Source organism: Desulfotomaculum copahuensis (assembly GCF_001655685.1).
Classification (GTDB): domain Bacteria; phylum Bacillota; class Desulfotomaculia; order Desulfotomaculales; family Desulfovirgulaceae; genus Desulfotomaculum_G; species Desulfotomaculum_G copahuensis.
Window position 1 is genome coordinate 15,208 of sequence record NZ_LYVF01000054.1, and the last position, 25,867, is coordinate 41,074.

Below are 25,867 nucleotides of genomic sequence, written 5' to 3' on the forward strand. Positions count from 1 at the left end.
TTTGATTTTCCTGAAATTTCTCCCGGTGCCCGGAGGAATGAGTTCATTTCTTTGGTGGCCGCAGGAAAAAGTTTCACTTGTTTGGTTTGAGGGGAAGAAAAAATGTTTAAAGAAATTGTCATTAATGCCGGAGATGAGGAAACCAGGGCGGCCGTACTGGAGGACCGGGTGCTGGTGGAAATGTACATTGAACGTTCCGCCAACCAGCGGCTGGTGGGCAATATTTTCCACGGCCGGGTGGAAAATGTACTGCCCGGCATGCAGGCGGCCTTTGTGGACATCGGCCTGGAGAAAAACGCCTTTTTATATGTTGAGGACGCCCTGCCGCCCCGTTCTCCGGACAACCATCATCACGGCGGCGCTCTGGGCGGGAATATCGGCGACATTTTAAAACGCGGCCAGGAAGTGATTGTGCAGATTGTCAAGGAGCCGATCGGGACCAAGGGCCCCCGGGTGACCACCCATATCACCCTGCCAGGGCGTTATGTGGTGCTCATGCCGACCATGGATTACATCGGCATATCGCGGCGCATCGATTCGGAAAAGGAGCGCGACCGGTTGAAGGAACTGGCCGGCCGGTTCAAACCGCACGGTATGGGCATGATTGTGCGCACTGTGGCGGAAGGGGTGGATGACGAGGAACTGCGCCAGGATATCCAGTTGCTGAGCAAGTTGTGGCGCAAAATCCTGCAGCGGGGCAGCCACGGTCCGGTACCTAACCTGATCCACCGCGACCTGGAATTGATCCAGCGCATATTGCGGGACGTGTTTACCGAAGACGTGGACCGGTTGACGGTGGATTCCCGTTATGAATACGAAAAAATCATGGAATTGCTGGATATCACCGGTCCCCGGCTGAAGTTCAAAGTTTTTCTGGAGGAAAGGGATAACATCTTTCAGGATTACGGTATCGAGCAGGAGCTGGAAAAGGCGCTCAAGCGCAAGGTCTGGCTGAAGTGCGGCGGCTATATGATCATCGATCAGGCCGAGGCGCTGACGGCGGTGGATGTCAATACGGGCAAGTTTGTGGGCAGCACCAACCTGGAGGACACGGTACTGCGCACCAACCTGGACGCGGCGGTGGAAATCGCCCGCCAGCTGCGCCTGCGCAATATCGGCGGCATCATTGTCGTCGACTTTATCGACATGCAGAAGGAGGAGAACCGCCGGCAGGTGCTGCACGTTTTGGAGGAGGAAATTAAAAAGGACAAGACCAAGGCCAACATTCTGGGCATCACCGGCCTCGGGCTGGTGGAGATGACCAGGAAGAAGGTGCGCCCCAGCCTGTCGGAGGTGCTGCAGCGTCCCTGCCCGTATTGCGAGGGGCGTGGCAAGGTGCTGTCCGAAGAGACGGTGGGCATCCACTTTAAAAATCACATTATCGAACTGGCCCGGCGCACCAGTGCCGACACCATCCTGGTCGAGGCCAACCCTCTGGTGGCCGCCCGTTTAATCGGCAGCGGCGGCTCCAATTTGCGTGAACTGGAGCAAAAAACGGGAAAGAATGTCTATATCCGCGGTTCCCAGGGCCAGCACATTGAATCGGTAAATGTCCGTCCGCTGCATGACAGTGAGGAAATCCGCGCCCATACCCTGCCCGTCAAACCCGGGCAGGTGCTGGAGGTCCGGGTGGAGGAGCCGCATGTCTCCAATACCAATGACGGTATCGCCCGGATTGACGGCTTCATTTTGGACATTGAAGGGGCCGGCGCGCTGGTGGGGGAAAAGGTGCCGGTGGAAGTAAGCAAGGTTTTCCGCACCTATGCCCGGGCAAAACTGGTCAAATCGTAAGCGGGGTGCCGCCGGGCAGCGCGGGTTGACGATATCCGCCGTTGCCCGGATGTCCGGCCGGTTTTAACATTAAAATTTTTCCATCCGGAAAAAAAGCGTTACTTATTGTTGAACACAGGTGTATAATAAAGGGACAAATATGTGAAAATTGCGAAAGGAATTTAAAATTGTCAATCCGGTTTTGTTAACGTGCCGGGCCGGCAGGCCGATCCGGGAGGCACCTCCCGGGCACGGCCGCCGGTGAAAGTGTCAGTCAACTGGCTGGCTGTACCGATTCGCTGCCGGGAATGGTATCAATGCAGGCCTTTTTGCCAAAAAGGAAGTGGGAGCATGCATGAGCTGTCCTTGATCCAGAGCCTGGTTGAACTGGTTGCCTACAGTGCCCGGGAAAACGGCATTACACGGGTGACCCTGGTTAAGCTGGTGGTCGGGGAATACCACGGCGCCCTGCCCGGTGCACTGCAATTCGCTTTTTCCTGCCTCACCCCGGATACCCCGCTGGCCGGTGCCGAACTGGAGATTGAAATAAAACCGGTAAAACTGCACTGTCACTCCTGCGGGCTGGTTTTTTCACCGTCCGGATGGTCCGCCGTCTGTCCGGGCTGCGGTTCCTCAACGCCGGATGTTTTGCAGGGGCGGGAACTGTTTGTCGATTATTTCGAAGGTGACGAAAGAGAGGGGGAAGCCGGTGAAAGTGATAGTAGCCCGGCCGCTGCTGCAGGCCAATGATGTGCTCGCCCGGCAAAACGCCGCGCTGTTGGGGGATTACCGCCTGGCCGCGGTGAACCTGCTCAGTTCGCCCGGTTCGGGCAAGACCACCCTGCTGGAGAAAACCATAACCTACCTGCACGATCAGTTGCGGGTGGGGGTGGTGGAAGGCGACATTTATACCGCCCGGGATGCCGAACGCATTGCCGGACTGGGCGCGGCGGTGGTGCAGATCAATACCAGCGGCACCTGCCACCTGAATGCGGGCATGGTGGCCGGTTCTTTGGAAGAATTGCCCCTGGCGGAGCTGGATCTGCTGTTTATAGAGAATGTGGGCAACCTGGTCTGCCCGGCCTCCTTCGATCTGGGCGAGGACTGCAAGGTGGTACTGCTCAGCGTCGCCGAGGGCGGCGACAAGCCGGCCAAGTATCCGCTGGCTTTTCAGGAGGCACGGGCGGCGGTGATTACCAAGGTGGACCTGCTGCCCTACACGGATTTCGATCTGGCCGGCTGCCTGGTTGAATTGCGCTCCATCAATCCCGGGCTGGAAATATTCATCACTTCCGCCCGGAATGGCGAGGGCATAGCCGGTTGGTGCCGGTGGCTGCAATTTCTGGTGTCGTCCAAACGCTCACCGGATGAGCACAAAGGGGGGGCGGTATAATGTGTCTGGGTATTCCGTGCCGGGTGATCGATGTGGAGCCGGACGGACAGCAGGCGCTGATTGAGACCGCGGGTTTGCGGCAAAAAGTGGGCATCCAGCTGGTTGGAGCGGTACAGGCCGGTGAATACCTGATTGTACACGCCGGTTACGCTATTGAAAAGCTGGATCTGGAGGAGGCCGGGGAAAGACTGCGCTTGCTGGAGGAGTTTCTGCGCTGCGAAAATGAAGCGGCGGCGCCGGCCGGCGCTCCCGGGGGGAGTCCGTAAGCATGAAAAGATTGAACCGGTGGCGGGAAGCGGATATAAACCGCAAGCTGCTGGCCCGGGTGATCGTCCTCTCCCGGGCGGTGGCTGAACGGCTGGGGCGCGTACCAGTTTTTATGGAGGTGTGCGGCACCCATACGGTGGCCATTTCCCGTACCGGCCTGCGCAACCTGCTTTCCGGCCACATGGAATTGCGCAGCGGTCCGGGGTGCCCGGTATGTGTCACCGACGCCGGCGATATTGAACAGATGATCATGCTGGCCCGGGTGCCGGAGGTGACGGTAACCACTTTCGGCGATATGATGCGCGTGCCCGGGCATGCCGCTTCCCTGGAGGAGGAACGCGCCCGGGGCGCCCAGGTGCAGGTGGTTTATTCCCCCGCCGATGCGGTGGAGCTGGCTGAAGCACAACCGGACCGGCAGGTGGTGTTTCTGGGCGTGGGTTTCGAAACCACCGCGCCCACTGTGGCCGTGGCCCTGTCCCGGGCGGTGGAAAAAAAACTGCCCAATTTCAGCATCTATTCCGCACACAAGATTGTGCCGCCGGTGATGCGTGTCCTTTTGCAGGATCCGGACCTGGCCGTGGACGGCTTTATTTTACCCGGCCACGTTTGCGCCGTTACCGGACGGGCGCCATTTGATTTTATCGCCGGGGAGTTCGGCCTGCCGGCGGTGATTACCGGCTTTGAACCGCTGGACATATTAAGCTCGGTTTACCGTTTGCTGGAGCAGATTCTTTCCGGGGAACCGCTGGTTACGAACGGCTATACGAGGGTGGTGCGGGAAACCGGCAACCGGGAGGCACGCGCGGTGATGAACAGGTATTTTAAACCCGTGGATGCCTCCTGGCGGGGTTTCGGCACCGTGCCGGGGAGCGGACTGCAATTGCGCGACCGTTTCCGGGATTATGACGCGGCGTGCCGCTTCCATCTGCCCGCGCCGGTTTATACGGTGCGTGCCGGTTGCCGCTGCGGCGACCTGCTGCGGGGTAAAATCACCCCCCGCCAATGCCCGCTTTTTGCCGCCGCCTGCACCCCGGCGCGGCCGGTGGGGCCGTGTATGGTTTCCTCGGAGGGGGCCTGTGCGGCTTACTATCAGTATGAAAGGAACAACAGTTGAGGGCGCGGGAGGTTTAAAATGATCAATCATCCGGACGGGCAGGTCATCTTGTTGGCTCACGGGGACGGTGGCGCGTTGTCCCGGGAACTGGTGGAACAGGTTTTTTTGCGCCATTTCAAGAGCGAGCCGCTTCTGCCGCTGGCCGATGCGGCGCTTTTGGACGATTCCGGCGGACGCCTGGCCCTGACCACTGATTCCTTTGTGGTGGATCCACTTTTTTTTAACGGCGGGGACATCGGAAAGCTGGCCGTCTGCGGGACGGTTAACGATCTGGCGGTGAGCGGGGCCGTACCCCGCTATCTGGCTGCTTCTTTTATGATTGAAGAGGGGCTGCCCCTGGCCACTCTGGAGCGGGTGGCGGCCTCCATGGCCGCTGCCTGTGCAGAAGCCGGAGTGCAGGTGGCGGCCGGGGATACCAAGGTGGTCCAGCGCGGCCATCTGGACAAGCTTTTCATTACCACCACCGGTGTGGGCTGGCTGCCTGCCGGCGTCGAACCGGGCTACCACCGCCTGGCCGCCGGCGATGTGGTTTTAATCAACGGCTTTCTCGGGGATCACGGCCTGGCGGTGCTTTCCCGCCGGCACGGCCTGGAACTGGACGGCCAGATTGTCAGCGACTGCGCCCCCTTGAACGGAATCACCGGCGCCCTGCTGGCGCGCTGCCCGGGGGTGAAGATCATGCGTGATTTGACCCGGGGCGGGCTGGCCACGGCGGTGAAGGAAATCGCCCTGGCCGCCGGCGTGGATTTCCGTTTGGAAGAAGAAGCACTGCCGGTGCGCGATGTGGTCCGCGGAGCGGCTGAAATGCTCGGGCTGGATCCGCTTTACCTGGCCAACGAGGGTAAATTCCTGGCCGTGGTGGACGCCAAAGAAGCTCAGACCGCGCTTGATGTGCTGCGGGAGCACCCCCTGGGCCGCCGGACCTGCGCCATCGGCCGGGTCGAAGCGGGCCGGGGCAATGTTTACCTGCAAACGGTGATGGGGGGCACCCGGCTGCTTGATTTGCTGGCCGGTGAGCCGTTGCCGCGCATATGTTAAAACGGGCGGTGAGTAAATGAGCACACAAACCACCCGTTTACGCATCACAGTCAACGGCACCGTCCAGGGGGTCGGGTTCCGTCCCTTCGTATATAACCTGGCCCGTACCTGTGGTCTGGCCGGTACGGTGTGCAACACTGGTAAAGGAGTGGAGATCGAGGTGGAGGGACCGCCGGAGGCGGTGCGCCGGTTCACCGGTGAATTGCAGGCCCGGCCGCCGGCGCTGGCCCGCATCACCGGTTTACAGTGCCGGGAAATGCCCCCGTTGGGGGATAGAGAATTTATCATCTTGCAAAGCCACGGGCAGGCCGCCGGGCAGGTGCTGGTGCCGCCGGATGTGGCCACCTGCGCCGATTGCCGCCGGGAAATGCTGGACCCGGCGGATCGTCATTTCCGCTATCCTTTTACCAACTGCACCAATTGCGGCCCCCGCTTCACCATTGTGCGCGATCTGCCCTACGACCGGCCGCGTACCGCCATGGCCTCATTTCCCATGTGCCCGGAGTGCGCCCGGGAGTATCACGATCCGGCCGACCGGCGCTTTCACGCCCAGCCGGTGGCCTGCCCGGCCTGTGGGCCGCAGGTGACCCTGGTGGACGCAGCCGGCCGTTCCCCGGACGGATTATCCGGGCCGGCCGGAGTTGACAGCCGGGACCATGACGTGATCACTGCGGCCCAACAGCTGTTGCAGGCGGGCTATATTCTGGCTGTCAAAGGGTTGGGCGGTTTCCATCTGGCCTGCGACGCCCGCAATGCGGCGGCCGTGGATGCCCTGCGCCGGCGCAAGCACCGGCCTTGCCGTCCGCTGGCCGTGATGTGCCGGGACATGTCCGTGGTTGAAGAATATTGTCTGGTGGCGCCGGAAGAAAGGGAGCTGCTCCTTTCCCCGGCCGCACCCATAGTGGTGCTGGCCAGAAAGCCCGGCTGCCCCCTGCCGGCGGTACTGGCGCCGGGCCTGCAAACCCTGGGCGTGATGCTGCCCTATACGCCGCTGCATTACCTGCTTTTTGCCGGCGGTCCGCCGGCGCTGGTGATGACGAGCGGCAACCGCAGCGGACTGCCCCTGGCCATAGACAACGAGCGGGCATTGAGCGAACTGGACGGTATCGCCGATTATTTCCTCCTGCATAACCGGGAGATTGTCAACCGCTGCGATGACTCGGTGACCATGGTGGTGGGCGGGGAGACCCAGTTTTTGCGCCGCTCGCGGGGGTATGTGCCCCGGCCGCTGGCGGTGCCGGTGCCGGCCGGTGCCCCGGTGGTGCTCGGGATGGGCGGGGAGATGAAAAACACCTGCTGCCTGCTCAAGGCGGGAGAGGCTTATTTGAGCCAGCACGTGGGCCGGGTGGACACGCTGGAAGGCCAGGCCAACCTGGCCGGCAGCCGCGCCGCCCTGGCCCGCCTGATCCGCGCCGAACCGGCCGTGGTGGCCTATGATTTGCATCCCGGATACCACTCTTCCCGCCTGGCCCGGGAGATGGCCGTGCCGGTCAAGACCGGGGTGCAGCACCACCATGCCCACCTGGCCGCCTGTATGGCTGAAAATGGATTGACGGCGGAATGCGCCGGCCTGATCCTGGACGGCACCGGTTACGGCCCGGACGGGACCATCCGGGGTTTTGAAGTGCTGCGTGGTGATTACCGGCGCTTTGCCCGCGAATATTACCTGGCGCCGGTGCCCCTGCCGGGCGGTGACGGGGCGGTGCGCAACCCCTGGATCAGCGCCGTGGCCTACCTGTACACCTTCCTGGGACGGGACGGGCTGGATGCGGCCCGGGAGCGCTTTGCCCACCGGGGAAAGGAACTGGCCCTGGTGGAAACCATGCTGCGCGCAGGCCTGAACACACCGCCGGCTTCCAGCTGCGGGCGTATTTTCGATGCCGTGTCGGCCATGCTCGGAATTTGCGAACAAAGTACTTACGAAGCACAGGCGGCCATTGAGCTGGGCGACCTGGTGCCCCGGTTTCCCGCCGGACGGCGGGAAGCGGCGGAGTTCCCGCTTGATTTGCAGCCCTATCCCTGTTCCTTCCGGGGGGCGGTGATCGATCCGGCGCCGGTGCTGGCCGGGGTCTGGCGGGAAATCAAGGAAGGCGTGCCGGCCAGCCGGATTGCCCGCCGTTTTCACGACTGGGTGGCCGCGGTGGTGATTGCAGCCGCTTTACGCCTGCGGGAAAAATACGGTATAAATAATGTTTGTTTGAGCGGCGGCACCTGGCACAATCGCTACCTGTCCGGAGTGGTGCCCCGCCTGCTGGCCCAAAAAGGGTTTGCCGTCTACTCCCATCACCTGGTTCCCGCCGGGGACGGCGGACTCTCCCTGGGGCAGGCGGTGGCGGGCTGTTACCGGGTTAGCGACGGGAATTGACCGTTCAGGTTTTGAGCGGTACTGACAACGTGAACCGCGGACATGATGCCAGGCAAGGCCCCGGGGGGAGGGGGCAATATTTTTAGCCCGTGAACAGCGGCATGTCAGCCGGCGCAAGGATGCAAAGCTTTCAACGCGCGGGCTGCGGTTCTTGCGCCGCTATTGACAAATAAGGCGGGTATGTTAAAATAACATATTGTAGGCAGTTTTGCGCTGCCGTAACCGCCCGGGGCGGGTGCTTAAAAAGGCGCGGCCTTACCTGGCCCCGGCGAGTCCTGAACGGGGAGGTCATATTTTGTACGCGATTGTGGAAACCGGGGGCAAGCAGTACCGGGTGCAGGAGGGAGATACCCTCTTTGTGGAAAAGCTGGCCGTGGAACCGGGGGAGACTGTAGCCCTGGACCGGGTGCTGGCGGTGGAAAAGGACGGCCAGCTGCGCGTGGGCGCACCGTCCGTGGAGGGCGCCCGGGTGACGCTCAAAGTGATCCGCCACGGCAAGGGCCGGAAAATCATTGTATTCAAGTATAAAGCAAAAAAGAATTACCGGCGCAAGAAAGGGCACCGTCAGCCCTTTACCCAGGTTACCGTAGAAAAAATCGAAGCTTAGGGGGTGTTGATGTATGGCTCATAAAAAAGGTGTCGGCAGTTCGCGCAACGGCCGCGATTCACAACCCAAAATGCTGGGAGTCAAACGGGCGGACGGCCAGTTTGTCACGGCCGGTTCCATCCTGGTCCGCCAGCGGGGAACCAGAATTCATCCCGGCCAGAACGTGGGCATCGGCAGCGATGACACCCTGTTTGCCAAAATAGACGGCGTGGTTTCCTTCCAGCATAAAGGACGGGATAAGAAACAGGTGCACGTGATGCCGGCGGCCGCCCAAGTTTAAAGATTGAGCGGGAAAAACAACCGACTTGTGCCATCCAGGCCAGCCTTTGAGGCTGGCCGTTATTTTCCCGGCCGGCTATTTTGCACCGGTCTGAAGGATTTTCCCGTCCGCCTGTCGAAATGAATGGTATTATCTGGCTGGAGGGGGCTTTATATGGAACTGGGGCCGCTGTTAAATGTAATCCGGTCGCAAAGGCACGATTTCCTGAATCATTTACAGGTAGTCTCCGGCCTGATCCAGATGAACAGGGCTGCTCAAGCGCGGGAATATATCCAGGGACTCAACCGGGAGTTTGAACTGTGGGGCCGGATTATGCACCTGCAGTTGCCGGAGGCGGCGGCTGTTTTGCTGGTGGCACTGCATGAAGCAGCCCAACATCAGATCACAGTGGATAACCAAATTGAATGCACTTTGTCCGGCTGTACGGTACCTGGTGAAATAACCGGGCGGCTCCTGGACGGGGCAATGCGGCAGGCGATTGATTTACTGGCGCCGCCGGAGGTGACAAACCGCCGCCTGGCGGTACACCTGTCCGAATTAACAGAACATTACAGCTGCCGCCTGGTCTTTACGCCGCCGGTTGGAATGGACGGCCGGCCGGCGCAAGAACGGTTGGCGAAGATAAATGAACGCCTGGCGGCCTTCGGCGGAGAGGCCGGGATGTCCATAACGCCGGAGGAGGCGGAAATTTTTCTCAACCTGCCCCGCCGGTCTGAACGGGAACAGACCGGTACATAATAATAAACTGGTGATGTGAAAATGTTCTATGATCAGGCGAAGGTGTTCGTCAAGGGCGGCGACGGCGGCAACGGCTGCGTGGCCTTTCGCCGGGAAAAGTATGTGCCGGAGGGTGGTCCGTCGGGTGGTGACGGCGGTGCCGGCGGGGATGTGGTTTTCCGGGTGGATCCCGGTTTGCGCACACTGGTGGATTTCCGCTACCAGCGTCATTTCAAGGCCGGTCGCGGTCAGCACGGCATGGGCAAGAACATGCACGGCAAAAGCGGTGCCGATCTGGTGGTGCGGGTGCCACCCGGCACTGTTGTGCGGGACACCTCCAACGGCGCCCTGATTGCCGATCTGACCCGGGAGGGGCAGCAGGTGGTGGTGGCCCGGGGCGGCCGCGGTGGCCGGGGCAACGCCCGTTTCGCCACCGCCTTCAATAAAGCCCCCCGTATGGCGGAAAAGGGCGAGCCGGGGGAGGAACGCCAGCTCGAGCTGGAATTGAAATTGCTGGCTGACGTCGGACTGGTCGGTTTCCCCAATGCCGGGAAATCCACCTTGATCTCCCGGCTTTCCGCCGCCCGGCCCAAAATAGCGGATTACCCCTTCACCACCGTCACGCCCAACCTGGGCGTGGTCCGGCTGGAACAGGGGCAGAGTTTTGTTATGGCCGACATCCCCGGGCTGATCGAAGGCGCCCATGCCGGCGCCGGGCTGGGCCACCAGTTTTTGCGCCATACCGGACGCACCCGGCTGTTGCTGCATGTGGTGGATGCGGCCGGTACGGAAGGACGGGATCCAGTGGCAGACTTCCGGATCATCAACCGGGAGTTGTCCCTTTATGATCCGGAACTGGCCCGCCGCCCGCAGGTGGTGGCGGCAAACAAGATGGATTTGCCGGGGGCGGCGGATAATTTGCCCCGCCTGCGGGACGCCCTCGACGGCCGGTATGAACTGTTTCCGGTCAGCGCCCTGTCCGGGGAAGGATTGGAGGCCCTGGTTTTCCACTTGGCCCGCAGACTGGCGGAGCTTCCGCCGCCCGAACCGGCCGGGGAGGAACATGAGCGTCTGGTCAGCGTCCGGGAGGAGCCGCGCTTTACCATCAGCCGGCAGGAAGGCGTTTTCGTGGTGCGGGGACGGGAAATCGAGCGCCATGTGGCCATGACCGATCTGGACAACGATGAGGCGGTGGAGCGGCTGCAGCGCATCATTTCCCTTTCCGGGCTGGAAGACGCCCTGCGCGCGGCGGGCATCCGCGAGGGGGATACCGTGCGCATCCGGGACTTCGAGTTTGAATATGTGGATTCACTCTGAATTTGTCTGCTCTGACCGCTCATAATGGCGCAATTAAGGTTCATCACGGACGGGGATGGGGTGGTTTCATGTCCGTGGAGAGGGACTTCAGCCGGGTCGGCCGGGTGGTGGTGAAGGTGGGTTCCAGTTCGCTGATTTATCCCACCGGCCGTCCCAACCTGGCCCAGATGGAAAACCTGGTACGCCAACTGGCTGATCTGCATAACCAGGGCCGGCAAGTGCTGCTGGTCACTTCCGGTGCCATCGGGGTCGGCGTGCACCGGCTTGGTTTCGCCCGGCGGCCCGCAGACCTGCCGGAAACGCAGGCTGCCGCCGCAGTGGGGCAGGGCATGCTGATGCACATGTATGAAAAGTTTTTTGCCGAATACGGGGTGACTACCGGCCAGGTGCTGCTCACCCGCGAGGACCTGGCCGACCGCCGGCGCTTTTTAAACGCCCGCAACACCATGTACGCCCTGATGCGTCTGGGCGTGGTGCCGGTGATCAACGAAAATGACACGGTGGCGGTGGAGGAAATCAAATTCGGTGACAACGACAACCTGGCTGCGCTGGTGGCCGGCCTGGTGGATGCGGATTTGATGATTTTGCTTTCGGATATTGCCGGACTTTATGACGCCGACCCCCGGCATTATGAGCAGGCCTGTCTGATTGACCAGGTGACGGAAATCACTCCCGCCATGGAGGATGCGGCCGGCGGGGCGGGCACCGGTTTGGGTACGGGCGGCATGGCCACCAAGTTACAGGCGGCGCGCATGGCCATGCATTTTGGTTTGGTCACCGTGCTGGCCCGGGCCGGGGAAAAGGACGTGGTGCGCCGGGTGCTGGCCGGTGAAAAGCTGGGCACTGTATTCTGGCCTTCCGGCCGGTTGGAAAATAAGAAGCGCTGGATTGCCTACGGCTCTTGCGTGAGCGGAAATATCCACGTGGACGGGGGGGCCGCCCGGGCATTGCTGCAGAAGGGCAAGAGCTTGTTACCCTCGGGGATTACCAGGGTGGAAGGCGATTTTGAGATGGGTAATACGGTCTGTATCATCGGCCCGGACGGCGTGGAAATCGCCCGGGGCATTGTCAACTATACGGCTGCGGAAGTTGACCGGATCAAAGGCCTGCAGACCGGTGAAATATTCCGGGTGCTCGGCCATAAAGATTATGACGAGGTAGTCCACCGGAACAATATGGTGCTTGACGCATAAACAAATATTGGACAGCCGCCGGGATGACAAATGTGAAACCGTCGCTGGAATGGCGGCTTGAAGGGGGTAAATTTTTTGGTTGAACAGGAAGTAAGGGAAAAAGCGCAAAATGCCAGGGAGGCGGCCCGCCGCCTGGCCTCACTGTCCACGGAAGTCAAAGACCGTGCGCTTTTGGCCATGGCCGACAGTCTGATCAAAAGCACCGGCGCTATTTTGGGCGCCAATGAAGAGGATGTGCGTGCCGGACGGGACAAGGGTCTTTCCCGGTCACTGATCGACCGCTTGCTGCTGACCCCGGAACGCATTGAGGATATGGCCGCCGGGTTGCGGGCGGTGGCCGCCCTGCCCGATCCGGTGGGGGAGACGGAGCATGCCTGGCAGCGGCCCAACGGCTTGCAAATCGGTCGCCGGCGCGTACCCCTGGGGGTGGTGGGCATGATTTATGAAGCCCGGCCCAATGTGACGGTGGACGCGGCCGGCCTTTGTCTGAAGGCCGGCAACGCCGTGGTGTTGCGCGGCGGTTCCGAGGCGATCAATTCCAACCGGACCATTGCCGCCATTATTGCCCTGGCCGCCGAAAAGGCCGGCATTCCCAAAGGGGCGATCAGTATGATCGAAAACACGGACCGGGAAGCGGTCAACGTGATGTTGAAGCTGAACGGCCTGCTGGATGTGCTTATTCCCAGGGGCGGCGCCGGACTGATCCGGATGGTGGTGCAGAACGCCACCGTACCGGTGATTGAAACCGGTGTGGGTAACTGCCATGTTTATGTGGACGAAGGGGCGGATCTGGAAATGGCCCGGGCGATTGTGATCAATGCCAAATGCCAGCGTCCCGGTGTGTGCAACGCCATGGAAACACTGCTGGTGCACCGGTCGGCGGCCGGGGAGTTGCTGCCGGGTTTGCTGGAAAAGTTGAAAGAGGCCGGAGTGGAGGTGCGGGGTTGTGCCGCCACCCGGGAATTGGTTTCCTGGGTGACACCGGCTGCGGAAGAGGACTGGGCCACCGAATACCTGGACCTGATCCTGGCCGTCCGGGTGGTGGATTCCCTGGATGAGGCCATGGATCACATTTACCGTTACGGGACCCGTCATTCGGAAGCCATCGTGACCGGGGACTATGCCCGGGCACAGCGCTTCCTGCGGGAAGTGGATGCGGCCGCCGTTTACGTCAATGCGTCCACCCGTTTTACCGATGGCTACCAATACGGTTTCGGCGCCGAAATCGGCATTTCCACCCAGAAGCTGCATGCCCGCGGGCCGATGGGGCTGAAGGAACTGACCACGTATAAGTATGTAGTATACGGTGAAGGACAGATTAGAAGCTAACGGCCTTATTTTTTGAGCACAACCCATAAATGGAAAAACCTTGTGGCGCCAGCCGCTTTCTCGGTACGACGCCGCTTTCAAGAGCAGCGATGTAAAGGCCGGTGAATGCCGGAGCGCCGGTGTGTCATCCGGTCCGGTGCCGCTAAAACGGCGTACCGGCCGTTTCCATGCATGCCCGCTGCAAATCTGTTCCGCCGGAGCTTCAAACACCCGGCCGCAGGCCGTAAAGATCGAAATAATAACCGCCGTACAGGCCTTCCAGCGGCCGGTGCGCCAGTGCTTGATCCCGTACAGCCAGGGTGGTTACCGGTGCGGTGGAGCATTTTTTCAACAAAATGTCCTGACGCGTGCACAAGCCCAGGGAGATATTCAAATCCACAGCGGAGCGGTTCAGAGCGGTGGACTGGGCCAGCGGGTCGCAAAGGACGGCACAGCGGGGCCGTTTGCAGCCGTTGTGTACAAATGATTCCTGGCTGGAAACGGTCTGCTGACAGGGAACCATTTTTACGTTAAAGTGGTTTTGCATGATTTTCTCAAACAGTCTGGCCTCCGGGGTGAGTTCGGCACAATAGGCCAGGCCGATGCGCCGGCAGCCCGCCGAACGGGCCAGCAGAATTATTTCTTCCAGTCTGGACAGTTCGTTTTCCTGCGGCCGCCGGTTGTGAACAACCGTCATCCAGGTGTCGCCCCGCCGCGGAGCGGGGAAACGCAACCGGGTGGCCGGGGCGGTGGTTTTGGGCGGGCGCGCAAGCTTCATTTTCGATCACTCCTGTTTACAGACAGGACCCGGCGCTTACCTGGTCTATTGCCGGGTCACGGCTTCAGGTCCGGGAGCGTAGGAAATCCTGTATTTTTTCCGAGGTGATAAAGCGGACGAATTCGTCACAGGCCCGGGACTGAAAGCGGGTTTGGTTGCGGATGATGTTGAATTCCCGGGTGATGGACACATCCTTGATGCGCAGCGGTTTGAGCGTCGACAAGGCAACTTCTTTGCGGATGGCCCAGCGGGACATGAATGAGATGCCCAGTCCGGCTTCCACCGCCTGTTTGATGGCCTGGGTGCTGCCCAGTTGAATGACCCGGTGCGGAGTGAGGCCCAGGCGGTGCAGTGCGCTTTCCGCCGCCAACCGGGTGCCGGAGCCTTCCTCGCGCAGGATAAACGTCTGATTAAGCAGATCCTCCGGGTCTACAACTGTCTTTTCCGCCAGCAGGTGGCCCGCCGGCACAACGAGCACCATTTCGTCCTCAAGGAAGGGCTGTACCTGCAGGTGGGCATGCTCCACCGGCCCTTCCACCAATCCGGTGTCAATGGTGCCGTCCAGAGTATGCTCACAAATCACGGCCGTGTTGCCGATAGTCATGGCCAGCTCCACTTCCGGAAACTTTTTCGCATATGCCCCCAGCAGGCGCGGCAGCACGTATTCCCCGACGGTCATGCTTGCCCCGACCACCATTTTGCCGGTGACCAGATCGATCAGGTCGGTCACCGCACGTTCCGCCTTCTGATGCAGCGCCAGAATCTGCCTGGCGTAGGAGTACAATATATGGCCGGCCTGGGTGAGCTCCACTTTTTTGTTCGACCTTTCAAACAGCCGCGCCCGGTAATATTCCTCCAGGGCGTGAATATGCTGACTGATCGCCGGTTGGGTCAGGTTCAGTTCCTCTCCGGCACGGGAAAAATTTTTCTTTTCCGCCACAGTGACAAAAACCAGCAGTTGATAGTCCAGCATGACCTGCCTCCAGTCAGTTGTTGTTCGCACCTCCCGGAAGCAAGACCGGTTGTTTACGTTATCTTACTATACAGGAGGGCCGGATGGAAAATCGCAAGTTTTTATGATTATGATAACAGCCGGTAATCATGACCGGCGGCCGGTTTTAAGCGGCCGCTGTTTCCTTTGCCGCGGTAAAAAACGGTTGCATTTTATTTTTCCGCCTATTACAATTATACTATCATTTTTAAACTTTTGCATGGTTTGGGGCGAATCAATTGCATAGAATCGGAATGATGGGGGGAACCTTCGACCCGATTCATTACGGTCACCTGGTGGCCGCCGAAGGTGCCCGGCACCGCTTTCAACTGGACAAGGTGATCTTTATTCCGGCCGGCCATCCGCCGCACAAGAGCGGGCGGCAAATCACCGGCGCCCACCACCGCTGGATCATGACCGAACTGGCCGTGGCCAGCAATGCTTATTTCGATACATCAACCCTGGAGGTGGACCGGCCGGGGTATTCCTATACCATTGACACAGTCGGGGAGATGCGCCGGCTTTATCCGGGAACAGAGCTTTTTTTCATCACCGGCGCCGATGCGGTGCTGGAGATTCTGGGCTGGAAGCAGGTGGACGAACTGCTTTCCATGTGTCATTTCATTGCCGCCACCCGTCCGGGCTACCCGCTCGGCAACCTGAAAAGAAGACTGGCCGGCATTGCCGCGGATCAGATCCGGCAGATTACTTCCATGGAGGTGCCGGCACTGGCCATTTCATCCACCGATATCCGCCGGCGGGTCGGGGAAGGCCGTCCGATCAAATACCTTCTGCCCGAACCGGTGGAATCATACATACTGAACCGGGGGTTGTACCGCTGAAAGTATATGGTGCCGCCGGCCGGACAAAAAGCGCCGGACCGGTCTGTTTTCCGCAGTATTTTTAACCGCCGGGAATGAAGCACGGTTGTTGGCCTGTGCCGGTTTAAAAGCCGCCCCGTTTTCCCGGCCGCATATTTCCCTCAACAACTGCAAAAATCAAGGCAGCCCGTTTTCCGGACTGCCTTGTTTTCATCCCGGGGGGGTCTTCAAACCGCCTGGGGCTTGTATTTCCAGCCCACGGCGGCCATTTTGCGCCGGACGAAGGCCAGCTGCATCTGCAGGGGCAGCTGCATCGGACAGTTGTCGTCACAGGCCATCAGACCGACACAGCCGAAGGCTCCTTCTTCGGTGCCCATGATCTCGAAGTATTGCTCCCCGGTGCGCTCGTCCCGCGGGTCGACCATGAACCGGGCAATGCGGTTGATGCCGGCCGCCCCCAGGAAGTCTTCCCGGATGTTGGCCGTGGCGCAGCCGGCGATGCAGCAGCCGCATTCAATACAACGCTCGGCCTCGTAAATCTTCAAAGCCGTTTCGTTGTCCATGCGATCCTCCGGTTTGGCCGGGTCGAATTGCTTGTTGCTGTGCACCCAGGCCTCGGTCTTTAAAGACATGTGCCGGAACCAGGTGCCCGTGTCCACCGACAGGTCGCCGATCAACTTGAATACGGGCAGGGGGAACATGGTGATGCGCGCCGGCAGGTCCTTGGCCAGCGTCTTGCAGGCCAGGCGCGGCTTGCCGTTGATCAACATGGCGCAGGAGCCGCAAATGGCCGCCCGGCAGACAAAGTCGAACATCAGGGTGGGGTCCTGCTCCTCCCGGATTTTGTTCAAAGCCACGAACATGGTCATGCCCGGCAGTTCCTCCAGCCGGTATTCCTGCATGCGGGGCTTGATTTCCGGCGTATGCGGATTATAACGGAATATGCTGAACGTTAATTGACGGTTGGCCATCATTTACCTCCTTTTTTGCCCTGCGGCGCTGGTTTTTCCGGCTGTTTGGGCGCGTTGGCGCCGCTGGATTCCCCGTACCCGCGGTCTCCCGGAGGCAACTCGGTAATGGTTACCGGTTCGTACTTCAACACCGGCAGCTCCGCTCCTTCCGGCCAGTAGGCCAGAGTGCGCTTGAGCCAGTTCACATCATCCCGTTTGGGAAAGTCTTCCCGGGCGTGGCTGCCCCGGCTTTCCTGGCGCTGCAGGGCGCCGTAGGAAATGCACAGGGCCAGGCGGATCATGCCAGGCAGGCGCAGGGCGGAAGCCAGTTCCGGGTTGGCCCCTTTGCCGTTGGACTGCAGCCCCAGCTTTTGCGCCCGCCGGTGCAGTTCCTGCAATTTGTCCACGGCCTTTTGCAGCCCTTCGCCGGTGCGGAAGATGCCCACGTTTTCCATCAATGCGTTCTGCATCTCATCCCGGAGCTGGTAGACGTTTTCCTTGCCCCGGCGGCCGGAGACCAGGTCTTCGATCCGTTCCGCCTGTTTGGCCACGCAGTCCTTGACCAGTTTTTCGGAATATTCCAGAGCGGCGCCCCGGGTGTATTCAGTCACTTTATCCCCGACAATCATGCCCATGGTGATGGTCTCGGCCAGTGAGTTGCCGCCCAGCCGGTTGAACCCGTGCAGATCCCAGCAGGACGCCTCACCCACGGCAAATAGCCCTTTCAGCCCGTAGGCGTAGCCGTCCTTGTTGGTTCTCACGCCGCCCATGCTGTAGTGCTGGGTGGGACGGACCGGGATCAGGTCCTTCACCGGATCGATGCCGTTGAAGTTGCGGCAGATGTTGGCGATTTCGCGCAGGTTGGTGTTGATGTGTTTGGCCCCCAGGTGGCGGATGTCCAGCCAGAGGTGCGGCCCATAGGGGCTGTCCACGCCGAAGCCCTTGCGGATGTGCTGGATCATGCGCCGGGCGACCACGTCCCGGGAGGCCAGTTCTTTTTTCTTCGGTTCATAGTCGGGCATGAAACGGTACAGGTTTTTATCCAGCAGGTAGCCGCCGTCGCCCCGGGCGCCCTCCGTGATCAGAATCCACACCGGCACCATGCCCGTGGGGTGGAACTGCACCGCTTCCATGTTGCCCAGGGGGACGACCCCGGTATCAAGAGCCAGGAACATGCCGCTGCCCTCGTTGATCACCGCGTTGGTGGAGGCGCTGTACAGGCGTCCGTAGCCGCCGGTGGCAATGACCGTGGAACGGGCCAGGTAGACGTGCAGGTCACCCGTGCGCAGGCAGCGGGCCACCACACCGAAGCAGCTTTCCCCGTTATGAATGATGGAGATGGCTTCCATGCGGTCGTGCACGGTGATATTCAGTTTGATCACAATGCTGTCCAGGGTGTACTGGACGGAGTGGCCGGTGCCGTCGGAAGTGTAGCAGGTGCGCCACTTGGCGGTGCCGCCGAAATCCCGGGCGGTGATCAGCCCTTCGTTTTCTTTTAATTCCTCCAACTCCCGGCCGTCCGGCAGTGTCCGCTTGCCGGCCTGCACCCGGTTCCAGGGTACGCCCCAGAAGGCCATCTGCTTCATGGCGACGGGGGCGGTATTGACGAAAAGACGGGCCACATCCTGTTCACAACCCCAGTCGGAGCCTTTCACCGTATCCTGGAAGTGCACATCCGGGCTGTCGCCCCGCCCCATCGCACTGTTTCCCAGCGCAGCCTGCATGCCGCCCTGGGCGGCGGTGCTGTGCGAACGGCGGGGAGGCACCAGACTCAGGAGGATTACGTTCAAGCCGCTGGAAGCGGCTTCAATGGCCACCCGCTCCCCGGCCAGGCCCGCGCCGGCGATCAAAACATCTGTGACATGAGTTTGATAAGTGCTCATCGTGCACCTCCCAACCGGAGCAGTACCCACATAATACCTACACCAATCAGCACAATAATCACGCTGATTGTTTTCAGTACCGCCCCCACGGAATGACGGTTGAACCAGCCCCATTTGACGAACTGGCGGTAAAGGCCGAAGCCGGCGTGATATTCCGAAATGATTAAAAGCAGGGCGTAAAACCACAGGAAGTGGGTCATCCGGCCGGCGCTGATCATCGCCCGGATCGGCCAGCCGCTGGTTACGGCCCAGACGTGGATGCTGCCCAGAATTAAAATGGCCATGCCGGTGATGGTTTGAAACACCCAGATCCAGGTGTCCGTGTGCCCGATCATTCTGGCGTGCCGCCAAACAATTTTTTGCTCCCGGTACCGGTTGGGTATGCGGCGGCCGGCCACCACCAGGTGGGTCAGGAAGACAAGGATTACGGCCGCAATGCCGATGTAAGAAAGATAATATTTATCCAGAAAGATGGAAAAGCGGTCGAAAATATTGGCCCCGAAATAAATTACACCGACAAAGAACATGTGTGTCCATAAAAAACCGACCAGAAACAGGCCGCTGAACAGTTCCAACAAATCCACCAGCATGTCCGCCCGCGGATTGCGCGTCAGAAGTTTTTGTTGCGTTGCCATATTACTCTCCTTTCCTTATGGAAAATTATGTGCAGGGGGATCGGGCCGCAGCCTGCTGTTTGTAAAATTGTTTTTGCGGTGGAATCCCCCCTTCATAAAAATACGATTTTAAAAATTCTGTTTACTCGGAGATATTTATGCAAAAAATATGCCGGTCGGAGAAGCAGGGCATACCGTAAATCTACGCTCGAAAAATGGCTTCCGGTATCGTTGAAAACGTTTATAAACAATATATCCTTCTAAAAATTAAAATTAAAAATAAGAAACCGGTGGCCATTTTTAATTCTACAGACCACAAAAGGCCTCCTGCTGTAAAATATTTACTTGCTTTATTGGCCGTCCTGACGGATAATAATGCAAACGGGCTGCCGCGGGCGTATCAATTAAAAAATAAAAATGGAAAAATTTTTGCCGCCCGGTTTTGCATTAAGGGCAGTTCTTTTGGCCAATAATAATTTACACAGGCAGAAAAATGCAGTGAGGAAAGAGGTGATGTGTGTGGTGAGGACCCTGTATGTGGGTAACCTGCCGTGGGCTACCAGGGCGGAGGAATTGCAGGAAGTATTCGGCCGGCACGGAGAAGTGATCAGTGCCCGCGTAATAACCGACCGGGAAACCGGACGCTCCCGCGGGTTTGGATTTGTAGAGGTGGCGGACGACGATGTTGAGAACATGATTGCCGCCATGAACGGTACTGAGCTGGACGGGCGTGTAATTACCGTCAATGAAGCAAAAGCCAGGGAAGAACGGGCCTGAAAATCAAGGCGACCTCCAGATCCTGCGGGACCGGGAGGTTTTTTCTATATATCGCCTTCCAAGCAATAATCCGCACTGTTGTATTTTCCGGCAGGAACTTTGACTGCGGGAGCGAATATAAATATAATAATAAATGTTATCGTCTTGATTCCGGGCGGCCGTCCGGACGGGCGGTAACTGAAAAAACCTTCGGGGAGGCATGCTGTTTGATATTTGAACCACGGGCGTTGGTCAAGGTTGCCGTCAATGCGGCGGAGGGCAAAAAAGCCACGGACATCACTGTACTGGATATTCGTAAGCTTTCTATAATCGCCGACTATTTCGTGATCTGCAGCGGACGTTCTTCTGTGCATGTGCAGGCTGTAGCCAGGGAGATTATGGAGGCGGTCGAAAAGGAAACGGCTTTGCAACCCCGCCGGGAAGGAATGCGGGAAGGCCGCTGGGTGCTGCTGGATTATGGTGATGTGGTCGTTCATGTCTTCCAGGAGCCGGAACGGCAATTTTATAACCTGGAACGCCTGTGGGGCGATGCCCCGGTGGTGGGCATGCCGGTAAATCTTTAATTTGTCCGGCGCCGGCCGCCCGTTTTGCGGCGGCCGGTTAAAAATATATAGAATACCGTTGACAATGGCCGGTGCATATTCTATAATAGGCTATGTCAATAGCGCAAAGGCAATGACGGGGAGCAGTAAGCGGCCGCGGTTTCTGCAGAGAGCCACCGGTGGGTGCAAGGTGGTGGACCGGTTGCCGAATCTCGCCCCGGAGCTGTCCGGAGGAAGGAAAGTACTCCGGACCGGAGGGTGACCGTTAACACCGTCGAGTGGGTGATGTTCATGGGGCTGTGGCGCAGAGGGAGCGCGCTTCCTTGGCATGGAAGAGGCCGCGGGTTCGATTCCCGCCAGCTCCACCATTACCAATGAGGGTGGTACCGCGAGACAACCTCTCGTCCCTTTGGGGATGAGAGGTTTTCAGTTTTTATACGGGTAGCCGGGAGCGTTGCCCAGGGGTGGTTCAGCAACAAGGAAGTTGTATACCCCCTTTGCTTTAAGGTTCTAACTTATTAAAATAATAAAGGGCAGGGAGGCGTACGTTTTTTATGAACTTTCGCATTACTATCGGGGATTTGCTGGATCAAACAGCCGCCCGTTATCCGGAACACGATGCCCTGGTTTATGCGGACCGGAATGTGCGTTATACTTACCGGCAGTTCCGTGACGCTTGCAACCGCGTCGCCCGCGGTTTGATGGCCCTGGGGATTAAACGCGGCGAGCACGTGGCCATTTGGGCCACCAATGTGCCCGAGTGGGTGCTTACCCAGTTTGCCGCCCCGAAGGCGGGTGCGGTGCTGGTGACGGTTAACACCGGCTACAAACTGTTTGAACTGGAATACCTGTTGCGCCAGTCCGACGCCACCACACTGTTGATGCTCGGCGGCACCAGGGATTCCAATTACATAGAGATGATTTACGGACTCTGTCCCGAGCTGCGCCATTCACTGCCCGGCCGTTTGAACAGCAAGAAACTGCCCATGCTGCGCAACGTGGTCCTGATCGGCGACCGGGAATACCCTGGCATGTACACCTGGGAACAAATGCTTGCCCTGGGCGGGTCCATTTCCGGGCGGGAGTTGCAGGCGCGGCAGGATTCACTGGATCCCGGAGACGTGGCCAACATGCAGTACACTTCCGGCACTACCGGCTTTCCCAAGGGGGTGATGCTTACTCACACCAATCTGGTGGGTAACGCCGGCAGTATTGCCGAATGCCTCAATTTCAGCGCCCGGGACCGGTTGTGCATTCCGGTGCCGCTGTTCCACTGCTTCGGTTGCGTGCTTTCCACCATGACCTGCGTGGTCTCCGGGGCGGCCATGGTGCCGGTGGAAACCTTCAACCCGGTGCGTGTGCTGGAAACGGTGGAAAAGGAGCGCTGCACGGCGCTGCACGGCGTGCCGACCATGTTCATCACCGAACTGGCGGTGCTGGAGCAACAGCACTTTGACGTATCCTCCCTGCGTACAGGGATTATGGCCGGTTCCCCCTGCCCGGTTGAAGTGATGAAAGCGGTCATTGACCGGTTGGGTATGGAGGAAATTGTGATTACCTACGGCCAGACCGAAGCCTCGCCGGGGATCACCATGACCAGAACACATGACCCGCTCGAGGTGCGGGTAAATACCGTGGGACAGCCGCTGCCCGGCGTCCAGGTCAGGGTCGTGGATCCGGCCACCGGCGAGGAAGTGCCCCGGGGGTTCCAGGGGGAGATATGTGCCCGCGGCTATAATATTATGAAAGGTTATTACAAGATGCCCGGAGCCACGGCGGCGGCCATCGACGCCGAAGAGTGGCTGCATACCGGCGACTTGGGCACGATGGACGAAAACGGCTACTGCCGCATTACCGGACGCTTGAAGGATATGATCATCCGGGGCGGGGAAAATATCTACCCCCGTGAAATAGAAGAATTTCTTTACACCCATCCCAAGGTGAAGGATGTGCAGGTGGTGGGTGTGCCCAGCGTCAAATACGGCGAGGAAGTGATGGCCTTCATCCAGCTCAAAGAAGACTGTCAGGCCACAGGGGAGGAAATCAGGGAATATTGCCGGGGCAATATCGCCCGTTATAAAATACCGCAGTATATCCAGTTTGTACCGGGTTACCCGACCACCGCCAACGGGAAGGTGCAAAAGTTCAAGCTCCGGGAGCAGGCCATCTGTACTCTGGGCCTGCAGGAGGCGGCCCGGGTGGAAACAGCTTAGCGGCAAACCGGTGGGACATGAACTTTGACGGCACCGGTTTGTCATCCCGGAGGTTTGGAATCTCAATCTAAAGTTGCCTGTTGCCCCCGGGGTGGTGGATGGGTAAATACCATCCGCTACCCCGATTTTTTCTGTTGAACCGCACGCCGTACGTTGCCCTCCGGCCGGTCGCGCAAACGGTGATTGTTGAGGGGCGGAAACTGTGCACGTTATACATCCGGTCTGTTTCACCCCGAATCAGTCCCGGTGTTTTGCCGGGCCGGGGCAAATGAATGACGGACGGGTCGTCAATTTTTGTGCAATTCTTGTCTATATGCTGCAAATTGTGATAAAATGCCTGTGGGTTTTTGAAGACAGGAGGAATTATGCGTGCAAGACCGTTACGACTTCAAAGCAATTGAAACAAAGTGGCAGGACCGCTGGGCAAAGGAAAAACTGTACGAGGTGCCTGATTTCAGTGACCGGCCCAACTACTACTGCCTGGAGATGTTTCCCTACCCGTCGGGGAAGCTGCACATGGGCCACGTGCGCAACTATTCCATCGGCGACGTGGTGGCCCGGTTCAAAACCATGCAGGGATACAACGTCCTGCACCCGATGGGCTGGGACGCCTTCGGGCTGCCGGCGGAAAACGCCGCCATCAAACACGGTGACATCCATCCGGCGGACTGGACCATGAACAACATCGCCGCCATGCGCGAGCAGCTGAAACAATTAGGCATCAGTTATGACTGGCGCCGCGAGGTGGCCACCTGTCATCCGGGCTACTATAAATGGACGCAGTGGCTTTTCCTGCAGCTCTATCATAAAGGTCTGGCCTACAAGAAAAAGTCGGCCGTCAACTGGTGTCCCTCCTGCGCCACCGTGCTGGCCAACGAGCAGGTCAAGGAGGGCGTCTGCGAACGCTGCAAGACAGAAGTGGAAAAGCGGGAACTGGAGCAGTGGTTTTTCAAAATAACCGGTTATGCCGAACGTTTGTTAAAAGATATCAACCTGCTGGCCGGCTGGCCGGACAAGGTCAAGATCATGCAGGAACACTGGATCGGCCGCAGTGAGGGAGCCGAGATCCATTTTCCGGTGGACGGATTGGATGAAGAGTTCGTTGTTTTCACCACCCGTCCGGATACCGTTTTCGGGGTTACTTACATGGTTATCGCACCGGAGCATCCGCTGGTGGAAAAACTGATCGCCGGGCGGGAGCAGGCGGAAGAAGTACGCGCCTTCGTGCACCGGGTGCGCAACCTGAGTGAACTGGCACGCACGGCCACCAATGTGGAAAAGGAAGGGCTGTTTACCGGCGCCTGCTGCATCAACCCCCTGACCGGGGAGAAGGTGCCCATTCTGGTGGCCAACTACGTGCTGCTGGAATACGGTACCGGCTGCGTGATGGGCGTACCGGCGCACGACCAGCGGGACTTTGAGTTCGCCCGCAAATATCATCTGCCTGTGCGGGTGGTGATCCAGCCGCCGGGGCGGGAACTGGATCCGGAAACCATGACCGAAGCGTACGCCGGGGAGGGGGTAATGGTCAACTCCGGCCGCTTCAACGGTTTGCCCAAAGAAGAAGGCATCCGGGCGGTGATCGCCCATCTGGAGGAAAAGGGTCTGGGCAAGGGTCAGGTGAACTACCGGTTGCGGGACTGGCTGATTTCCCGGCAGCGTTACTGGGGTGCGCCCATTCCCATTATCTACTGTGATCATTGCGGCACATTGCCCGTACCGGAAGAGAACCTGCCGGTGCTGCTGCCGCGCAACGTGGCCTTTAAGCCCACCGGCCAGTCGCCCCTGGCCGAGTGCCCGGAATTTGTGCATACCACCTGTCCCTCCTGCGGCGGTCCGGCCCGGCGGGAAACCGATACCATGGATACTTTCATGTGCTCATCCTGGTATTATTACCGCTATACCAGCCCGCGGGACGAAGCGGCGGCCTGGGACCGGGCCAGGGTGGACCGCTGGCTGCCGGTGGATCAGTACATCGGCGGGGTGGAGCACGCCATTTTGCACCTGCTTTATTCACGTTTCTTCACCAAGGTGCTCTACGACCTGGACCTGGTGAGTAATGTAGAACCCTTCACCAACCTGCTCACCCAGGGCATGGTGCTCAAGGAAGGAAGCAAGATGTCCAAATCCAGGGGCAACGTGGTCAGCCCGGAGGACATCGTGGCCAAATACGGTGCCGATACCGCTCGGTTGTTCATCCTTTTTGCCGCTCCGCCCGAACGGGATCTGGAGTGGAGCGACCAGGGCGTGGAGGGATGCTACCGTTTCCTGCACCGGGTGTGGCGGCTGGTGGCCCCGCTGGGCGGGGAGTTGCTGCACGCACCGGCCGTGCCGTCCGGTAAACTGGTGGGCATCAACCGGGAAATGCGCCGCCTGACCCACCAGACGATTAAGAAAGTGAGCGAAGACATCGGCCAGCGCTTCAATTTCAACACGGCCGTCAGCGCGATCATGGAACTGGTCAACGGGCTCTACCAGTACCGGGAACTGCCGGAAACGGATCGCGATCCGGCGGTGATGCGAGAAGCGGTGGAGCATTTGTTGATTCTGCTCGCCCCCTTTGCGCCCCACATCACTGAGGAACTGTGGGCCGGCACCGGCCACTCGGACAGTATTCACAGGCAGCCCTGGCCATCTTATGATCCACGGGCCGTGGCGGAAGATGAAATCACCGTTGTGGTGCAGATCAACGGCCGGGTGCGCGAGCGCGTGCTGTTGCCCGCCGGCACCGGCGCGGCCGAAATGCAGGCGCAGGTGCTGGCCCAACCCCGGGTGCAGCAATTGGTGGCCGGGAAGCAGATTGTCAAGATCATTCCCGTACCGGGGAAGCTGGTCAATATCGTGGTGAAGTAAAAAGCGCAGCATGAATCAATGGACCACACCGGGAAGGCAAACCGGTGTGGTTTTTGATATTTGATAGAAACCCGCC

Annotated in this window: 24 protein-coding genes and 1 tRNA gene; 20 read left to right on the plus strand and 5 right to left on the minus strand. The window is 59.4% G+C overall.

The window, feature by feature from the left end; all coding sequences use genetic code 11:
• Positions 1-102 precede the first annotated feature (102 nt).
• From A6M21_RS04595 to A6M21_RS04655, 13 genes are all read left to right on the plus strand, one after another.
• Positions 103-1,791, plus strand: a complete 1,689-nt coding sequence (locus A6M21_RS04595; RefSeq protein WP_066666709.1) for an Rne/Rng family ribonuclease — start codon at positions 103-105, stop codon at positions 1,789-1,791.
• 330 nt (positions 1,792-2,121) lie between these two features.
• On the plus strand, positions 2,122-2,520 hold the full coding sequence (gene hypA / locus A6M21_RS04600; protein ID WP_066666710.1) for a hydrogenase maturation nickel metallochaperone HypA: 399 nt from the start codon (positions 2,122-2,124) through the stop codon (positions 2,518-2,520).
• Entirely contained in the window at positions 2,480-3,163 is a 684-nt protein-coding gene (hypB, locus tag A6M21_RS04605) for a hydrogenase nickel incorporation protein HypB (protein WP_066666711.1), read from the plus strand. The genes hypA and hypB overlap by 41 nt, the downstream gene beginning before the upstream one ends.
• Entirely contained in the window at positions 3,163-3,429 is a 267-nt protein-coding gene (locus tag A6M21_RS04610) for a HypC/HybG/HupF family hydrogenase formation chaperone (protein WP_066666712.1), read from the plus strand. The genes hypB and A6M21_RS04610 overlap by 1 nt, the downstream gene beginning before the upstream one ends.
• Before the next feature lie 2 nt (positions 3,430-3,431).
• On the plus strand, positions 3,432-4,544 hold the full coding sequence (gene hypD / locus A6M21_RS04615; protein WP_066666713.1) for a hydrogenase formation protein HypD: 1,113 nt from the start codon (positions 3,432-3,434) through the stop codon (positions 4,542-4,544).
• Between the two features lie 18 nt (positions 4,545-4,562).
• Positions 4,563-5,582: a hydrogenase expression/formation protein HypE gene (gene hypE / locus A6M21_RS04620; protein ID WP_066666714.1), complete on the plus strand. Its 1,020-nt coding sequence runs from the start codon at positions 4,563-4,565 to the stop codon at positions 5,580-5,582.
• 16 nt (positions 5,583-5,598) lie between these two features.
• Complete coding sequence (hypF, locus tag A6M21_RS04625) at positions 5,599-7,947, plus strand: carbamoyltransferase HypF (protein WP_066666715.1); 2,349 nt, start codon at positions 5,599-5,601, stop codon at positions 7,945-7,947.
• A 295-nt stretch (positions 7,948-8,242) separates the two neighbouring features.
• Positions 8,243-8,554 (plus strand): 50S ribosomal protein L21, encoded by a 312-nt coding sequence (gene rplU, locus A6M21_RS04630; protein WP_066666755.1) that lies wholly within the window; start codon positions 8,243-8,245, stop codon positions 8,552-8,554.
• Between the two features lie 13 nt (positions 8,555-8,567).
• Positions 8,568-8,834 carry a 50S ribosomal protein L27 gene (gene rpmA / locus A6M21_RS04635; protein ID WP_066666716.1) on the plus strand — a complete coding sequence of 89 codons (267 nt, stop codon included), beginning with the start codon at positions 8,568-8,570 and terminating at the stop codon, positions 8,832-8,834.
• A gap of 153 nt (positions 8,835-8,987) precedes the next feature.
• Entirely contained in the window at positions 8,988-9,572 is a 585-nt protein-coding gene (locus A6M21_RS04640) for a Spo0B domain-containing protein (RefSeq protein WP_066666717.1), read from the plus strand.
• 21 nt (positions 9,573-9,593) lie between these two features.
• Positions 9,594-10,868, plus strand: coding sequence for a GTPase ObgE (gene obgE / locus A6M21_RS04645; protein ID WP_066666756.1), 1,275 nt, complete (start codon positions 9,594-9,596; stop codon positions 10,866-10,868).
• Between the two features lie 68 nt (positions 10,869-10,936).
• Positions 10,937-12,061: a glutamate 5-kinase gene (gene proB, locus A6M21_RS04650; protein ID WP_066666718.1), complete on the plus strand. Its 1,125-nt coding sequence runs from the start codon at positions 10,937-10,939 to the stop codon at positions 12,059-12,061.
• A 75-nt stretch (positions 12,062-12,136) separates the two neighbouring features.
• Positions 12,137-13,390: a glutamate-5-semialdehyde dehydrogenase gene (locus A6M21_RS04655; protein ID WP_066666757.1), complete on the plus strand. Its 1,254-nt coding sequence runs from the start codon at positions 12,137-12,139 to the stop codon at positions 13,388-13,390.
• A gap of 202 nt (positions 13,391-13,592) precedes the next feature.
• Here the strand turns inward: A6M21_RS04655 and A6M21_RS04660 are convergent, their stop codons facing one another.
• Entirely contained in the window at positions 13,593-14,147 is a 555-nt protein-coding gene (locus A6M21_RS04660; protein ID WP_066666719.1) for a DUF1847 domain-containing protein, read from the minus strand.
• Positions 14,148-14,211: 64 nt separating this feature from the next.
• Positions 14,212-15,120 (minus strand): selenium metabolism-associated LysR family transcriptional regulator, encoded by a 909-nt coding sequence (locus A6M21_RS04665; RefSeq protein ID WP_078060394.1) that lies wholly within the window; start codon positions 15,118-15,120, stop codon positions 14,212-14,214.
• Positions 15,121-15,377: 257 nt separating this feature from the next.
• Here A6M21_RS04665 and nadD point away from each other — a divergent pair, with 257 nt between their 5' ends.
• The gene (gene nadD / locus A6M21_RS04670) at positions 15,378-15,980 is read left to right on the plus strand and encodes a nicotinate-nucleotide adenylyltransferase (RefSeq protein ID WP_078060395.1); all 603 of its coding nucleotides are present in this window, start codon (positions 15,378-15,380) and stop codon (positions 15,978-15,980) included.
• 206 nt (positions 15,981-16,186) lie between these two features.
• On the opposite strand, the gene A6M21_RS04680 is transcribed toward nadD, so the two are convergent.
• Genes A6M21_RS04680 through A6M21_RS04690 form a run of 3 tightly spaced genes read right to left on the minus strand, consistent with a single transcriptional unit; the run spans position 16,187 to position 19,427 of the window.
• Positions 16,187-16,930 carry a fumarate reductase iron-sulfur subunit gene (locus tag A6M21_RS04680; RefSeq protein ID WP_066666722.1) on the minus strand — a complete coding sequence of 248 codons (744 nt, stop codon included), beginning with the start codon at positions 16,928-16,930 and terminating at the stop codon, positions 16,187-16,189.
• Positions 16,930-18,792 (minus strand): fumarate reductase flavoprotein subunit, encoded by a 1,863-nt coding sequence (locus A6M21_RS04685; RefSeq protein WP_066666723.1) that lies wholly within the window; start codon positions 18,790-18,792, stop codon positions 16,930-16,932. Before A6M21_RS04685 ends, A6M21_RS04680 begins: the two co-directional genes overlap by 1 nt.
• Entirely contained in the window at positions 18,789-19,427 is a 639-nt protein-coding gene (locus A6M21_RS04690; protein WP_066666724.1) for a succinate dehydrogenase/fumarate reductase transmembrane subunit, read from the minus strand. The genes A6M21_RS04685 and A6M21_RS04690 overlap by 4 nt, the downstream gene beginning before the upstream one ends.
• A 194-nt stretch (positions 19,428-19,621) precedes the next feature.
• On the opposite strand from A6M21_RS04690, the gene A6M21_RS04695 reads away from it, so the two are divergent.
• The 6 genes from A6M21_RS04695 (at position 19,622) to leuS (ending at position 25,791) form a co-directional block, all read left to right on the plus strand.
• On the plus strand, positions 19,622-19,879 hold the full coding sequence (locus tag A6M21_RS04695; protein WP_066666725.1) for a hypothetical protein: 258 nt from the start codon (positions 19,622-19,624) through the stop codon (positions 19,877-19,879).
• 40 nt (positions 19,880-19,919) lie between these two features.
• Positions 19,920-20,183 carry an RNA recognition motif domain-containing protein gene (locus A6M21_RS04700; RefSeq protein ID WP_427854602.1) on the plus strand — a complete coding sequence of 88 codons (264 nt, stop codon included), beginning with the start codon at positions 19,920-19,922 and terminating at the stop codon, positions 20,181-20,183.
• A 206-nt stretch (positions 20,184-20,389) separates the two neighbouring features.
• Positions 20,390-20,746 carry a ribosome silencing factor gene (gene rsfS, locus A6M21_RS04705; RefSeq protein ID WP_066666726.1) on the plus strand — a complete coding sequence of 119 codons (357 nt, stop codon included), beginning with the start codon at positions 20,390-20,392 and terminating at the stop codon, positions 20,744-20,746.
• Between the two features lie 272 nt (positions 20,747-21,018).
• A tRNA-Ala gene (locus A6M21_RS04710) sits at positions 21,019-21,093 on the plus strand.
• 186 nt (positions 21,094-21,279) lie between these two features.
• Positions 21,280-22,938, plus strand: coding sequence for an AMP-binding protein (locus tag A6M21_RS04715; RefSeq protein ID WP_066666727.1), 1,659 nt, complete (start codon positions 21,280-21,282; stop codon positions 22,936-22,938).
• 369 nt (positions 22,939-23,307) lie between these two features.
• On the plus strand, positions 23,308-25,791 hold the full coding sequence (leuS, locus tag A6M21_RS04720) for a leucine--tRNA ligase (protein ID WP_066666728.1): 2,484 nt from the start codon (positions 23,308-23,310) through the stop codon (positions 25,789-25,791).
• Positions 25,792-25,867 lie beyond the last annotated feature (76 nt).

Excerpts from the sequence above, each read along its gene's own strand:
- hypF (WP_066666715.1), top strand. The coding sequence starts at position 5,599 with ATGAGCACACAAACCACCCGTTTACGCATCACAGTCAACGGCACCGTC.
- hypA (WP_066666710.1), top strand. The coding sequence starts at position 2,122 with ATGCATGAGCTGTCCTTGATCCAGAGCCTGGTTGAACTGGTTGCCTAC.
- A6M21_RS04595 (WP_066666709.1), top strand. The coding sequence starts at position 103 with ATGTTTAAAGAAATTGTCATTAATGCCGGAGATGAGGAAACCAGGGCG.
- A6M21_RS04695 (WP_066666725.1), top strand. The coding sequence starts at position 19,622 with ATGGCTTCCGGTATCGTTGAAAACGTTTATAAACAATATATCCTTCTA.
- A6M21_RS04690 (WP_066666724.1), bottom strand. The coding sequence starts at position 19,427 with ATGGCAACGCAACAAAAACTTCTGACGCGCAATCCGCGGGCGGACATG.
- hypE (WP_066666714.1), top strand. The coding sequence starts at position 4,563 with ATGATCAATCATCCGGACGGGCAGGTCATCTTGTTGGCTCACGGGGAC.
- A6M21_RS04700 (WP_427854602.1), top strand. The coding sequence starts at position 19,920 with ATGTGTGTGGTGAGGACCCTGTATGTGGGTAACCTGCCGTGGGCTACC.
- rpmA (WP_066666716.1), top strand. The coding sequence starts at position 8,568 with ATGGCTCATAAAAAAGGTGTCGGCAGTTCGCGCAACGGCCGCGATTCA.
- A6M21_RS04680 (WP_066666722.1), bottom strand. The coding sequence starts at position 16,930 with ATGGCCAACCGTCAATTAACGTTCAGCATATTCCGTTATAATCCGCAT.
- hypD (WP_066666713.1), top strand. The coding sequence starts at position 3,432 with ATGAAAAGATTGAACCGGTGGCGGGAAGCGGATATAAACCGCAAGCTG.
- proB (WP_066666718.1), top strand. The coding sequence starts at position 10,937 with ATGTCCGTGGAGAGGGACTTCAGCCGGGTCGGCCGGGTGGTGGTGAAG.
- obgE (WP_066666756.1), top strand. The coding sequence starts at position 9,594 with ATGTTCTATGATCAGGCGAAGGTGTTCGTCAAGGGCGGCGACGGCGGC.
- A6M21_RS04660 (WP_066666719.1), bottom strand. The coding sequence starts at position 14,147 with ATGAAGCTTGCGCGCCCGCCCAAAACCACCGCCCCGGCCACCCGGTTG.
- A6M21_RS04665 (WP_078060394.1), bottom strand. The coding sequence starts at position 15,120 with ATGCTGGACTATCAACTGCTGGTTTTTGTCACTGTGGCGGAAAAGAAA.
- A6M21_RS04610 (WP_066666712.1), top strand. The coding sequence starts at position 3,163 with ATGTGTCTGGGTATTCCGTGCCGGGTGATCGATGTGGAGCCGGACGGA.
- A6M21_RS04715 (WP_066666727.1), top strand. The coding sequence starts at position 21,280 with ATGAACTTTCGCATTACTATCGGGGATTTGCTGGATCAAACAGCCGCC.
- A6M21_RS04685 (WP_066666723.1), bottom strand. The coding sequence starts at position 18,792 with ATGAGCACTTATCAAACTCATGTCACAGATGTTTTGATCGCCGGCGCG.
- A6M21_RS04640 (WP_066666717.1), top strand. The coding sequence starts at position 8,988 with ATGGAACTGGGGCCGCTGTTAAATGTAATCCGGTCGCAAAGGCACGAT.